Origin of the sequence: Allobosea sp. RCC_152_1 (assembly GCF_041360765.1) — a bacterium.
GTDB lineage: Bacteria > Pseudomonadota > Alphaproteobacteria > Rhizobiales > Beijerinckiaceae > Allobosea > Allobosea spartocytisi.
Window position 1 is genome coordinate 1 of the sequence record NZ_JBFUPU010000011.1, and the last position, 13,220, is coordinate 13,220.

Annotated in this window: 13 protein-coding genes; 8 read left to right on the plus strand and 5 right to left on the minus strand. The window is 66.7% G+C overall.

All coding sequences use genetic code 11. The annotated features are described in order from the left end of the window. Positions 1-93: 93 nt before the first annotated feature. The 3 genes from AB6806_RS25195 (at position 94) to AB6806_RS25205 (ending at position 2,143) form a co-directional block, all read left to right on the plus strand. Complete coding sequence (locus AB6806_RS25195; RefSeq protein ID WP_142022601.1) at positions 94-714, plus strand: glutathione S-transferase family protein; 621 nt, start codon at positions 94-96, stop codon at positions 712-714. A gap of 50 nt (positions 715-764) precedes the next feature. Continuing rightward, complete coding sequence (locus tag AB6806_RS25200; protein WP_142022602.1) at positions 765-1,277, plus strand: lysozyme inhibitor LprI family protein; 513 nt, start codon at positions 765-767, stop codon at positions 1,275-1,277. 77 nt (positions 1,278-1,354) lie between these two features. Further along, complete coding sequence (locus AB6806_RS25205) at positions 1,355-2,143, plus strand: YdcF family protein (RefSeq protein WP_038365464.1); 789 nt, start codon at positions 1,355-1,357, stop codon at positions 2,141-2,143. Between the two features lie 4 nt (positions 2,144-2,147). Here the strand turns inward: AB6806_RS25205 and AB6806_RS25210 are convergent, their stop codons facing one another. Both AB6806_RS25210 and AB6806_RS25215 read right to left on the minus strand, forming a co-directional pair. Beyond that, positions 2,148-2,411, minus strand: a complete 264-nt coding sequence (locus tag AB6806_RS25210; protein ID WP_370955774.1) for a DUF3253 domain-containing protein — start codon at positions 2,409-2,411, stop codon at positions 2,148-2,150. Then, positions 2,411-3,103, minus strand: a complete 693-nt coding sequence (locus AB6806_RS25215; protein ID WP_038365468.1) for a DUF599 domain-containing protein — start codon at positions 3,101-3,103, stop codon at positions 2,411-2,413. The genes AB6806_RS25210 and AB6806_RS25215 overlap by 1 nt, the downstream gene beginning before the upstream one ends. Before the next feature lie 138 nt (positions 3,104-3,241). On the opposite strand from AB6806_RS25215, the gene AB6806_RS25220 reads away from it, so the two are divergent. The 3 genes from AB6806_RS25220 (at position 3,242) to AB6806_RS25230 (ending at position 5,944) form a co-directional block, all read left to right on the plus strand. Beyond that, positions 3,242-3,652 (plus strand): rhodanese-like domain-containing protein, encoded by a 411-nt coding sequence (locus AB6806_RS25220; RefSeq protein WP_112763141.1) that lies wholly within the window; start codon positions 3,242-3,244, stop codon positions 3,650-3,652. Positions 3,653-3,662: 10 nt separating this feature from the next. Further along, positions 3,663-3,836 carry a hypothetical protein gene (locus AB6806_RS25225; protein WP_156116002.1) on the plus strand — a complete coding sequence of 58 codons (174 nt, stop codon included), beginning with the start codon at positions 3,663-3,665 and terminating at the stop codon, positions 3,834-3,836. Between the two features lie 314 nt (positions 3,837-4,150). Next, positions 4,151-5,944 (plus strand): ABC transporter ATP-binding protein, encoded by a 1,794-nt coding sequence (locus AB6806_RS25230; protein ID WP_142022603.1) that lies wholly within the window; start codon positions 4,151-4,153, stop codon positions 5,942-5,944. Positions 5,945-6,070: 126 nt separating this feature from the next. On the opposite strand, the gene AB6806_RS25235 is transcribed toward AB6806_RS25230, so the two are convergent. The 3 genes from AB6806_RS25235 to AB6806_RS25245 are packed head-to-tail and all read right to left on the minus strand — an operon-like array spanning position 6,071 to position 9,831. After that, positions 6,071-7,309, minus strand: a complete 1,239-nt coding sequence (locus tag AB6806_RS25235; protein ID WP_370955776.1) for a c-type cytochrome — start codon at positions 7,307-7,309, stop codon at positions 6,071-6,073. Between the two features lie 2 nt (positions 7,310-7,311). Beyond that, a complete protein-coding gene (locus AB6806_RS25240) occupies positions 7,312-9,078 on the minus strand; it encodes a GMC family oxidoreductase (RefSeq protein ID WP_142022605.1) in 1,767 nt (588 codons plus the stop codon). A gap of 3 nt (positions 9,079-9,081) precedes the next feature. Then, entirely contained in the window at positions 9,082-9,831 is a 750-nt protein-coding gene (locus tag AB6806_RS25245) for a gluconate 2-dehydrogenase subunit 3 family protein (RefSeq protein ID WP_370955778.1), read from the minus strand. 561 nt (positions 9,832-10,392) lie between these two features. Here AB6806_RS25245 and pip point away from each other — a divergent pair. Further along, positions 10,393-11,370 carry a prolyl aminopeptidase gene (gene pip, locus AB6806_RS25250; protein ID WP_370955779.1) on the plus strand — a complete coding sequence of 326 codons (978 nt, stop codon included), beginning with the start codon at positions 10,393-10,395 and terminating at the stop codon, positions 11,368-11,370. 10 nt (positions 11,371-11,380) lie between these two features. After that, a complete protein-coding gene (locus AB6806_RS25255) occupies positions 11,381-13,195 on the plus strand; it encodes a S9 family peptidase (protein WP_370955781.1) in 1,815 nt (604 codons plus the stop codon). Positions 13,196-13,220: the final 25 nt, after the last annotated feature.

Consider the following 13,220-nt stretch of genomic DNA (forward strand, 5'->3'; position numbering starts at 1 on the left):
AAAGGACGCCACCATCGCCAAGATCCTGGCGAAGGAGGGCGACTCGCTCGCTGTCGATGCCGTGATCATGGAATTCGCCTGAGAGGGCCGGTCATGCTGAAGATCTGGGGGCGTTTGAGCTCGATCAATGTCCAGAAGGTCGTCTGGGCGGCCGGGGAGGTCGGGCAGGCTTTCGAGCGCGTCGATGTCGGCGGTCCGTTCGGAGGGCTCGATACGCCGGAATTTCGCGCGATGAACCCGAACAGGCAGATTCCCGTGCTGGAGGATGGCGCCTTTCGTCTGTGGGAGTCGAACAGCATCGTGCGCTATCTGGCGGCACGCTATGGCGCCTCCACCTTGTGGGAGGAGGAGCCGGCGCGGCGGGCCGAAGCCGAACGCTGGATGGACTGGATGCTCTCCGAGTTGCAGCCGGCGCTGGCGCCGGTGCTTTGGGGCGTGGTGCGCAAGGTGCCGGGCTATACCGAGCCCAAGGTGATTACCGAGGGCATGAAGCGGGCCGAGGCGCTGATGGCGATCATCGAGGACCAGTTGGCGGAGCGGCCCTTCCTGGCAGGGGAGCGCATCGGTGTGGCGGACATCACTGTCGGCTGTGGCGCACATCGCTGGCTCAACATGCCGGTCGAGCGCGTGGAGCGGCCGGCAGTGCGGCGCTGGTACGAGACGATTTTCGCGCGACCGGCGGCCAAGGCCGCGTTGCCGTTGCCGATTGCGTGAGGACGCGCCTGGCGGCTTGATCGCAAGGCGGCGGCTGGCATGATGCGGGGATGATCCGTTCCTTCGCCGCGCTTTGCATCCTGACTTCCCTCTCCGTGCCGGCGCTGGCGCAGGATTCGACGCCGGCACCGGCCGCTCCGGCGGATCGGACCCAGCTCGCCGCATGCCTGCGGGACAATGGCGCATCGCCGGCAGCCTGCATCGGCGCTGTCGCGGTGCCTTGCGTCCGTGCCGCCAGCAGCGACCCACGTGGGGCGGAGGCCGGATGCGCTCGTCGCGAGGAGGTGGCCTGGCGCGAGCGGCTGGGCCTCGCTTTGCAGATGGCTTCGCGTCCGCTCGATGCCGGCCAACGCAGCCGGCTCGCGGCGCTGCAACTGACCTGGGAAAGCTATGTCGCGCAGAAATGCGCGCTCTACGGCGCTGGCCAGCGCGACGGCCTCCAGCCCGGCCGGCAGGCCGGCTGCGAATTGCGTGAGGTGGCCGAGCGCGCGATCGAGGTGGCGAAGTCGCTGCCTCGGACGCCGTCGCGGCGCCCGCAGAGTCCCCCGCAGATCATTCGCTGAAGAGAGCGGCTTTAGAAAGCTGTCAGCATTCGGCGGCTATAGCGGGTGCGCGATCTTCCTCTCGATCCGGGCCAGCGATGTTCTTCGTCCTTTCCAAGATTGTCTGGTTCCTGTTCTCGCCGGTCAATTTCGTCATCCTGCTGGCCGGACTTGCGGCGCTCCTCGCTTTCACCCGCTTCGCGCGGCCCGCGCGCTGGCTCGGGCTGTTTGCGGTGATCATGCTCGGGCTGATGGCGTTCAGCCCGCTGCCGCGTGCGGTCATCCGCCCGCTGGAGGACCGGTTTCCGCAGCAGGACGCGGCGAAGGGGCCGGTGACCGGCATCGTCGTGCTCGGCGGGGCGATCGGGTTGGCGCGCGGCGACGTCGTGCTCAATGCCTCGGCCTCGCGGATGACGAAGGCGGTGGAGCTGGCGCGCCTGCACCCGCAGGCCAAGATCGTCTTCGCGGGCGGCGCCGCCAATCTGATCTCGGAGGCGACGGTGACCGAGGCCGATGGCGCCAAGCGTTTGATGGAGGGGCTCGGACTGGAACCGGGCCGGCTCATCCTGGAGGACAAGTCGCGCAACACCCTCGAAAACGCGGTCTTCACGCGCCGCCTCGTCGATCCCAAGCCCGGCGAGCGCTGGCTGCTGGTGACCTCGGCCTGGCACATGCCGCGCGCAATGGGCGTCTTCCGCAAGGCAGGCTTCGCGGTCGAGGCCTTCCCGGTCGACTACTGGTCGCGCGGCAAGCCGGATGATTTCACCCAGCCCTATAGCCGCGCGCCGCGCGCGCTCGAGATCGCCGATAATGGCTTCAAGGAATGGGTTGGCCTCGTCGCCTATCGTCTCGCCGGTTATACGGACACGCTGTTTCCCGGCCCCTGAATCGTCAGGGCGTGTCGGGCAAGGAAAGCCGGTAGACGCCGCGGAAATCGTCGGGGTCGACCGGGCGGCCCTTACGCGTGATGACGAGCCGGCCTTCCTTCATCAGCTTCACCGCGGCGCGGCGCAGAGGCTGCATCAGCGGGCTCCAGCCATCGGGATGGTCGCCGCCGATCGCGCGGGCGACATCCATCGGCGCGAGCGTGCGGCCGGGCTCCTGCCGCGCCAGCAGATCGAGGATCGTCGTTTCGAGCGTCGCCTGGTCGGCCATCAAGGATCCTCGGGGTAGCGGAAGACGCGGGCGGCGTCGGAAGCGTATTGGCGCCGGTACATTGCCACCAGTACGGAGCCGGTGAAGATGAGGAAGGTGATCGGCCCGAGGAACCAGCCGAGATAGGCCAGCGCGAAGAAGAAGGCGCGTTGGCCGCGATTGAAATGACGCCCGGCCGCGACGTTCATCTCGATCGTCTCGTGCACGGCGTTGCGGGCCTCCTTCTCGTCGTGATTGCGCGCGGAGGGCAGCGCGCCGACAAGGATCACGCAATAGTTGAACAGCCGATAGGCCCAGGCGAACTTGAAGAAGGCGTAGCCGAAGATGATGGCGAGCCCGATCACCTTCAGCTCCCAGGCCGCACGCTGGGTCATCGGGACGAAGGGCAGGTCGCCGAAGATCGCGACCACACGGTCGGTCGATTGCAGCAAGGCGAGCGTGCCGCCGATCGCGATCAGCGAGGTCGAGGCGAAGAAGGCCGTGCCGTTCTGCAGGCCGTTCATGACCTGGGTGTCGACGATCCGGTTGTCGCGCATCATCGCCTCGCGCACCCAGCGGGCGCGGCGCTGGTTCATGCGCATGTTCAGGCTCTTGGGCGCATGCGGGCCGAGCTCGACGGCATAATGGTAGCCGATCCAGGACGCGGCGTAGAAGGCCAGCGCAAACAGGTCGAAGGGGGTGAAACCGAACATGGCGCCGCTCTGCCATTTCTCTTGCTGCCGAGGCAAGCAGCTTGCTTCGCGGCGCCGGTGGCAGCAAGAGAGGGCGATGTCATTGACGCTACGCGGGCTGTCGTCACGCCGCGCCCGCAGACCCCAAGAGACGAGGCCATGCCGCAGGTGATCACGAAGGGCTACAAGGCGCTGCTCGCCGAGGCCGGGCAGGCGGTCGAGACGCTCTCCGTCGAAGAGGCGCGGGCGCTGCACGGCCGGGACGATGTCGTCTTCGTCGACCTGCGCGATCCGCGCGAGCTCGAGCGGGAAGGGCGTATGCCCGGAGCCTTCCACTGCCCGCGCGGCATGCTGGAATTCTGGATCGATCCGGAAAGCCCCTATGCCAAGCCGGTGTTCCAGGAGGACAAGCGCTTCGTCTTCTTCTGCGCCGGCGGCTGGCGCTCGGCGCTCGCGGCGAGGACGGCGCAGGAGATGGGGCTGAAGCCGGTCGCGCATATCGATGGCGGTTTCGGGGCCTGGAAGAAGGCCGGCGCAGCGGTCGAAGCCGCCCCAGCGGCCAGGGCTTGAGACCGACGCCTTGTCCCATATCGTCATCGTCCTGCTGGTTGCCGCCTTCATCTTCCGCAAGCCGCTCGGGCGACTGCTCGCCCGGCAGTTTCCGAATCGCGCCAAGCGCCAGCAGGTGCTGGCCACGATCATCGCCGCCTTCGTGCTGGTGATCGCGCTGCGAGTGCTGGCGCTGTTCTGGTAGCGGTCTATCCCGATTTGAAATGGGGGAGGGCGACCTGTGCGACCGGCGCATGGGAGGGTGGCTTGCGTTCTGCCCGCGGATCAGGCATTTTGATTCTCCGGCTCCAACACGAACAAGGGAGGACTGAATGAAATTCATGATCATCGTCGCTCCCGAGCGACCAAACCGGCACTAGGTCGGTCTCGCACGAGGCCCGCCTGCCGCGGCCTCCCAGAGCCTTTTTCAAACCTTTTCCCTTTTTCTGGAGACTGGCGTCCCGTCGTCGTCTCCACCTTGATTCGGAGTCGGCTGCCGTCCTGGCGCCGAATGACGCTATGTCTCTCGATACTCAAACCGGGCGGCGGGAGCCGTTCCGGGCCGTTCTCGGCTTCACTTTCAGTCATTGGGCACGCCTGCCCGGCCAGGTCGCTTGGGTTGCGGGCGTCACCATCGTGTCCACGCTCGCGGAGCTGTTCACGCCGGTCTATGCCGGTCGGCTCGTCGATGCGGTCGCCAGCGGCGTCGGCAGCGCGGATGCGGCGCTATGGGCGCTGGGCGCGATGATGGTGCTCGCCGCGATCACGGTGCTCGGGCGGCATTTCGCCTTCACCGGGATCACGGTCATGACCCTGCGCACGATGAGCAACGTGGCGCAGGAAGCGTTCGCGCGGCTGCAGCGCTTCTCCACCGACTGGCATGCGAACAACTTCGCCGGCTCGACGGTGCGCAAGATCACGCGTGGCATGTGGGCGCTCGACCTGATGACCGACACGATTCTGATCGCGTTGCTGCCCTCGCTCGTCATTCTGCTCGGCATGACGGCGCTGCTGGCCTGGCATTGGCCGGTGATGGGGCTCGTCGTGGCGGCGGGGGCGCTCGCCTATATCGGGCTGACGCTGGTGCTGTCGCTACGCTTCGTCGCGCCGGCGGCGCGGCTCGGCAACGCCTGGGACACCCGTCTCGGCGGCTCCCTGGCCGATGCCATCACCTGCAACCCGGTGGTGAAGGCCTATGGCGCGGAGACGCGTGAGGATCTGCGGCTCGCGACCGTCGTGGCGAAGTGGAGCCTGAGGACGCGGCGCGCCTGGCTGCGTGGCACCTGGGCCGGCACCGGCCAGCTCGTCGTGTTGCTCTTCCTGCGGGCGGCGGTGATCGGCCTCGTGATCTGGCTGTGGCTGAACGGGCAGGCGAGCACGGGCGATGTCGCCTTCGTTCTCACGGCCTATGCGGTGGTGCACGGCTATCTGCGCGATGTCGGCCAGCACATCCACAACCTGCAGCGCTCGGTCAACGACATGGAGGAGCTGGTCTGGATGCACGACCTTCCCTATGGCGTGCCGGACCGGAAGGGGGCGGTGGCGATGGGGGTGACGGCGGGCGAGATCGCCTTCGAGGACGTGACCTTCCACTATGGCGGCCATCACCACCCGCTCTATCGCGACTTCTCGCTGACCATCCGTGGCGGCGAGAAGGTCGGCCTCGTCGGCCGCTCGGGCTCCGGCAAGACGACCTTCGTCAAGCTGGTGCAGCGGCTCTACGATGTCACGGCGGGCCGCATCGCGATCGACGGGCAGGACATCGCGAGCGTCACGCAGGAGAGCCTGCGCCGGCAGATCGCGATCGTTCAGCAGGAGCCGGTGCTGTTCCATCGCTCATTGGCCGAGAACATCGCCTATGGCCGGCCCGGCGCCTCGCAGGCCCAGATCGAGCAGGCGGCGAAGCTCGCCAACGCGCATGACTTCATCATGCGCCTGCCCAAGGGCTACGCCACGCTGGTCGGCGAGCGTGGCATCAAGCTCTCGGGCGGCGAGCGCCAGCGCGTCGCGCTGGCCCGCGCCTTCCTGGCCGATGCGCCGATCCTGATCCTGGACGAGGCGACCTCGAGCCTCGATTCGGAATCGGAGGCGCTGATCCAGCAGGCGATCGAGCGCCTGATGGAGGGCCGCACCACGATCGTGATCGCGCACCGTCTTTCGACGGTCAGGGCGATGGACCGCATCCTGGTCTTCGATCGCGGCCAGGTGGTCGAGGAGGGGCCGCACGAGGCCCTGCTGACCCGCGAGGACGGCGCCTATCGCGCGCTGTTCGAGAAGCAGGTCAGCGAACTGGCCAAGGGGCTGGCGGCGTAAGCCGTCAGCCTGCTCCGAGACCGAAAGGGCCGCGCGAGCGGCCCTTTCGTTTTGCCGACGGGCTTATCTGGGGTCTCGCGCGATGCTGTGCGGGGAGCTGCAGGCGGGTGCCGAGCTTCGATCGGGCTAGGGTGCCAGAGTCTTCCGCAACGTTGCGACATCCTTCGCCTCGACGGGCGCTGCAGCATTGCCCCAGCTGTTTCGGACATAGGTGAGAACCGCCGCAATCTCCTGGTCGCCGAGATTCCAGGCGAAGGAGGGCATCGCGGGACCTGTCGGAACGGCCTCTGTGGCGCCGGCCCGGCTTCCCGCGAGCACGACGCGTATGAGCGAGGTCGGATCGCCCGCATTGACGAGCGGCGCCTCTGCCAGACGCGGAAAGAGCTTCGGCACGCCGGCTCCGTTCGACAGATGGCAGCCCATGCAGCGGTCTGCGAAGATTGCCTGCCCGGCTGTCATCAGCTTGTCGCCGGCGGGCAGCGGTGAAGGCGCCTTCGCCTCGCCATTGCGGCCAGCCTTGAGATAGACCGCCACGGCCTTCAGATCCGCGTCCGTCCAGTGCTGCGACGATTTCTCGACCAGCTCGGCCATGGGGCCCGACGCGATGTCGAAGCGGTTGGCGCCCGTCTTCAGATACTGGACGATTTCGTCCTCGCTCCAGGCGCCGATGCCCTTATGCGGGTCGGCGGTGATGTTGGGCGCGAACCAGCCCTGCAGCGTCGCGCCTTCGAGGAACTGGCTGTTCTTGTCGCCGCCGATCAGGTTCTTGGGCGTATGGCAGGTGCCGCAATGGCCCAGCCCCTCGACGATATAGGCGCCCCGGTTCCAGTCGGGCGATTTCGCCGGATCGGGCTTGAACTCGCCTTGGGTGAAGTTGAGCAGGTTCCAGCCGATCAGGCTGGCGCGGATGTTGAACGGAAACGGCAACTGGTTCGGCTCGATCTTGTTCTTCACCGGCTCCAGCGTCTGCAGATAGGCCCAGATCGCCGCGTTATCCTGCGCGGTCACCTTGGTGTAGGCGGTGAAGGGCATCGCGCCATAAAGATGATAGCCGCCCTTGCCGATGCCCTTCGACATCACGCTCTGGAAGTCCTGGAGCGACATGCTCCCGACCCCGGTCCCGGGATCGGGCGTGATGTTGGGGGCGACGAGATTGCCGAAGGGCGTCTGCAGCACCACCCCGCCGGCGAAAGGCGGCAAGCCCGGTGCGGTATGGCAAGCCGCGCAGTCTCCCAGGACTGCGAGGTAGCGCCCTTTCTCGACCTGCGAGAAGGCGGCGTCACCGGTGACCTGCGCGCCGACCGGAATGGCGGCGGTCATGAAGGCGGCGAAGGCGGCCCTGCCGAGCCGTTTGGAAAGGAGCATCCTCATGCGCTCACCAACGGGCCGGGGTTCTTGAGATAGAGCCGGCGGATGGCGTCGGCCGCCTTGAAGGCGAGGGCGCCGACGGTTCCCGTCGGGTTGTAGCCGGGGTTCTGCGGGAAGGCCGAGGCGCCGACCACGAAGAGATTGGGCACATCCCAGCTCTGCAGGTATTTGTTGACCGCGCTCGTCTTGGGATCCGCGCCCATGACGAAGCCGCCGACCACATGCGAGGATTGGTAGGGGCCGGTGTTCCAGTGCCCGGTCATCGGATGGGGCACGAACTGGCGCGGGTTCATCGCCTTGGCGATGCCGGCGACCTTGTCGGTGCAGTATTGCGACATCTTCAGGTCGTTCTGCGTGAAATCGAAGGTGATGCGCAGCAGCGGCCGCCCGAGCCGGTCGGTATAGGTCGGGTCGAGCGAGAGATAGTTGGTGCGCGTCGCATAGCTCGACGCCTCGCAGCCGATCGACATGGAGCTGAGGTAGTTCTTGACGGTCTGGCGCTTCCACTCCGAACCCCAGAGCGGTGTGCCGGGCGGTGTCGGCCGGTAGCCGATCGGGGCCGCGCCGATCGGCGTGACGCGGATGCTGCCGCCGCCGAAGAAGCCCAGGCCGGAATGGTCGAAATTGTCGTTGTTGAAATCGTCGATCCCCATGCCGAGCGCGCCGGCGCCGATGAAGGGGTTGAAGTTCTTGTCGTCGAAGAAGAGCTGGACGTTGTTGGCGGTCTGATAGGCGTAGTTGCGCCCTGTCGTGCCCGTCTGGGTCTCGGGGTCATAGGGCGTGCCCACGCCCGAGAGCAGCATCAGCCGCACATTCTCGAAGGTGAAGGCGGTGACGATGACGAGGTCGGCCGGCTGCTCCCATTCCTTGCCGGAGGTGTCGATATAGACGACGCCGGTGGCGCGCTTGCCGGTGGCGTCGAGCGTGACCCTCAGCACCTCGGAATTGGTCTGTGCCCGGAAATTGGATTTTCGCACCAGCACGGGCAGGACGGTCGTGATCGCGCTCGCCTTGGAGTAGTTGGCGCAGCCGTAATTGGTGCAGAAGCCGCAGAAGGTGCAGGGCCCCATCGTGACACCGAGCGGGTTCGTATAGGCCTCGGAGATCAGCGCCGAGGGAACCGGGAAGGGCTTGTAGCCGAGCTCCTTGGCGGCCTGCGCGAACAGGGTCGGCCCATAGGGCTGGCGCATCGGGCCGGTCGGGTATTCTTCCGAGCGTGGCCCCTCGAACGGGTTGCCGCCCTCGCGGATCTGGCCCTTGAGGTTGCCGGCCCGGCCGGAGAGCCCGGCAAGCCGGTCGAACGCCGTGTAGAACGGCTCCATCTCGCTCCAATCCGTGCCCCAGTCCTGCAAGGTGAGCTCGGCCGGGATGGCGCCTGCGCCATATTTCTCGGTGAGATGGGATTTGAGCCGGAACTCCTCCGGCTGGAAGCGGAAGGTGATGCCGGCCCAGTGGTTGCCGGCGCCGCCCGTGCCGTTGCCGGGATGGAACGAGCCCCAGCTGCGCATCGGCAGCGCCGTCTGGGACGGGTTGTTGCGCGCGGTGACGGTGTTCTGCGCGGTCTGGAGCATCAGCTCCTGGCGCTGGCTGTAGCGCAGCTCATCCGGGGCGGAGGCGATGTTGAAGTCGCGCGCCGTCTCGCGCCAGGGGCCTCGCTCGAAGGCGACGACCGAGAGCCCCTGTTCCGTCAGTTCATTGGCGATGATCGATCCCGCCCAGCCGAGGCCGACCACCACCACATCCGTCGCGGGCAGTTTCGTGGCCATGGCTCAATCCTTCACGCGCCATTCGGACCGCCCGGCGATGCTGAGCGGGGGCAAATCGAGCTTCTGGTTATGCTTGTCGATGTAGTAGCGGTAATCGTAGCGCGCGCCGGGAAAGCCGAGCATCCGCCACGACACCATCTCCCTGTTGCCGCCATAGATCGGGTCGGCGAAAAAGCCTTCCATGGTGTTCTGCAGGAGGAGCGCGAAGAAGGCCTTGCCATCGACATCCTTCAGCGTGATCGCGCCGGTCTGAAGCTGGGTCAGGACCTGGTCGCGCTGCTCGGGCGGCAGATCGGCGAAAGCCTTCTGATAGGTTTCGCGGCAATGCGCCTGAAGGCCCGCGAGCCCCAGCCGGTAGCGCTGACGCGGGTCGAGCGGGAACTGGTCGCCCTGTTCGGGCGTGCCGGGTTGGAACGGCCCCTTCATGTAGAGCCGCTCGGAGGAGCCATAGCTGCCGGCGAGCTGCCGGTCGATGAACTCGACGCAACCGGCATCCTTGCCGCTGATGCTCAATTCGTCAGCCGGGATCAGGCGCTCGGTGATCGCGCCGACCATGCGGACTTCATCGGGCGTCAGGAAATACCAGGTGCCTGAGCCCAGCGTCTGCGGCGGGCTTGCGTCGAAGGGCTTCCAGGGTGGGCTGCCCGCGATCGTCTCGCCAAGGCCTCGCCCGGTCGAGCCGAGAAACAGGGCGATCGCCGTCGAGGAGAGGAACTGCCGGCGGTTGGGCCGCGTGGTTTTGGTGGAGAGCATCGCCTACCAACCGTTCTCTTGCGGGCTCAGCTTTCATAGCGAGCCGCCCAGCCAACCTATACTGCGACAAATTCGAATAAGAGCCCCGTTTACAGCATCAGCCATGCGCTGGCCGCATGACGCCGGCCTCAACCTCTTCGCGGAGATCGGCCGTGTGAGCGCCTGCCTACGCACTGCAATGGCCAATATCGTCGATCCGCAACGCCCGCCGGCGCTTATGTCGTCCGACCGCCGGGGCAGCAACCCGCTTGAAAGATACGGATTCCAACAGCGACGCTGATCGAGCGCTGCGAGCCAGTCCGGAATTCGGCAGTTGCCTGCCGTGTCCGTCTCCGCCGCAACATGGTTCGAGGATGATCGGCACGGGATCAGGCGGTTAAGCCTTTGAGATCGTGACACGAACCTTCAAGCAAAGGAGCATTTGCCACCGTCGGTTCACGTAAAACTATTCCAGATCGTCATAACAACGCATTCCAAATGCATTGGCCAGCGATGGTTCGGCCATGCCATCCTCCGGTCGCATGGGGAGCGTCGGGGCGCTCCTTTGCAGCGGAGCCCGATGTGCCTGACGACGAGAGCGCTCTCTATCCCGTGGTCGAACCTTACCGCTCGCTGCGTCTCCCGGTCGGTGACGGCCACGAGCTTCAGGTCGAACTGAGCGGCAATCCCGATGGCATTCCCGTCGTCTTCCTGCATGGCGGCCCCGGCGCGGGCACCAAGCCGGCCCAGCGCCGGACCTTCGATCCGGCGGCCTTCCACCTCGTGACCTTCGACCAGCGCGGGGCAGGGCGCTCCAGCCCCGCCGCCGAACTCGCGGGCAATACCACGCAGGCACTGATCGCCGATCTCGAACGAATCCGGGAGCATCTCGGCATCGAGCGCTGGCTCGTCACGGGCGGATCCTGGGGCAGTTGCCTCGGTCTCGCCTATGGACAGGCCCACCCGGAGCGCTGCCTCGGCTTCCGCCTGCACGGCATCTTCATGGCGGAGCGTACCGAGATCGACTGGTGGTTCCACGGCTCGCGCACGATCTTCCCGGACCATTGGGAGACCTTCGCCACTTTCGTGCCGGAAGCGGAGCGCGGCGACCTGCTCGCCGCCTATTATCGCCGGTTGACCGGGTCCGACCCTGAGCAGCAGCTGGCGGCTGCGATCAGCCTCAGGACATTCTCGGGGAAGACGCAGACCTTCCTGCCCGATGCCGAGCATGTCGCGGCGCTGACCGAGCCGGATGCTGCGCTCGCGCTCGCCCGCATCTTCACGCATTACTGCGTCAACGGCGCCTTCCTCGAACCCAGCCAGCTGCTGCGCGACGTCTCGCGCATCCGGCATCTGCCGGCTGAGATCGTGCAGGGGCGCTACGACATCGTGACGCCGATGTGCACGGCCTGGCGCCTGAAGACGGCCTGGCCCGAGGCGCGCTTCACCATCGTGACCGAGGCCAATCACGCGGCGACGCCGAGCGCCCCGGCCCTGTCGCTGGCGCTGCGCGACGCGACCGATCGCCTGCGCGACTCCATGCCGGCCCTCGCGGCCTGAAGGAAAGACCATGTACGAAGCCGCCAGCCAGATCCGCCTGGGTATCGAGCCTTATCTCGAAATCCGCAGCGCCAAGAGCCCGGCCGTCGCGCCGGATGGCGAGCTACTCGCCTATCTCAGCGACGAGAGCGGCACGCACCAGATCTGGCTCCGGCCGCTGGCCGGCGGGGCGCCCTGGCGCCTGACCGACATGCCGGAGCCGGTCGGTTCGATCGCCTTCAACCCGAAGAGCCGCGACCTGCTCTTCACGATGGATTGCGGCGGCGACGAGCGCCACCAGCTCTGGCTCATACCGGACGCCTCCGGCGTGCCGCAGTCGCTGACCGACGATCCGACGGTGGTGCATGTCTGGGGTTGCTGGGCGCCGGACGGGCAGAGCATCGCCTTCGCCTCGAACGCGCGCGACCGCGAGCATATGGACATCTATGTGATGGACATGGCGACGCGGGCGGCGCGGCGTGTCTTCGAGGGCAGCGGCTATCGCGAGGCCGTCGCCTTCTTCCCGGATGGGCGCTCGCTTCTGGTGGCCGACGCCACCCATGCGATGAACGATCAGGACCTTTACCGGCTCGATCTCGAAAGCGGGGCGCGCGAGGCGTTGTTGCCGCATGAGGGCCGCGCCCGCTATGCCGCCAACCGGATGAAGAAGGACGGCAGCGGCTTCTTCACCATCACCGACCAGGGCCGCGAGTTTCTCAGCGTCGGCTTCCGGTCGATGGCCGATGGTTCGCTGCACTGGATCGTCGAACGCGACGGGCAGGATATCGAGGCGGTGGCGCTGGCGCCGGACCAGAACCGCCTCGCCTATGTCGCGAATGATCGCGGCTGGAACCGCATCTTCGTGCGCGAGATCGCCGGTGGAGCCGAGTTCGAGGTCGAGGGTTTCCCTCCCGGCTCGATCGGCTCCGTCACCTGGCTGCCGGATGGTTCGGGGCTCGTCTTCCCGCTGGATGGATCGACCTCGTCGTCGGATATCTGGCGTTTCGATAGTGCGACCCAGCAGGTCGAGCGCCTGACGGATGCCTCGAAGGCCGGGCTCGATCCCGCTGTTTTCGTCGAGCCGACCGTTGCGAGCACGAAAAGCTTCGACGGGCTCGACGTGCCGTTCTTCGTCTACCGGCCGCGCGGCAAGGCGCCCGAGGGCGGCTATCCTGCCGTCGTCGTGGTCCATGGCGGGCCGGAGGCGCAGTGGACCCCGATCTTCCGGGCCGACCTGCAGTTCTTCCTGAGCCAGGGCATCATGGTGATCGCGCCGAACGTGCGCGGCTCGACCGGCTATGGCCGCAGCTATCACCATCTCGACGACAAGCATCTGCGCATGGACAGCGTCGCCGATCTCAAGGCGGTTCGGCTGTGGCTGCGCGAGCAACCGGATGTGAACGATGACCGCGTCGCGGTCTATGGTCGCTCCTATGGCGGCTTCATGGTGCTGGCGGCGCTGACCGAGCAGCCCGAACTCTGGAAGGTCGGCATCGAGTTCTACGGCATCGCCAATTTCCTGACGCTGCTGCAGACGACCGGGCCGTGGCGGCGCTATCTGCGCGCGGTGGAATATGGCGATCCGGTCGCCGACCGCGAGAGCCTGATCCGCTTCTCGCCGATCCATAAGCTCGACCGCATCCGGGCGCCGCTCTTCATCGCGCAGGGGTTCGACGATCCGCGCGTGCCGCCGGGCGAGAGCGAGATGGTCTATTCGGTGCTGCGCGGCCTTGGCCGGCCGGTCGAGTATGTCCGCATCCCGCATGAGGGCCATGGCTTCGCCCGGATCGAGAACCGGCGCACCGTCTTCGGCGGGGTGGCCCGTTTCCTGCGAGAGCATCTCTGAGCGCCCCCGGCATCTGAAAGGACGC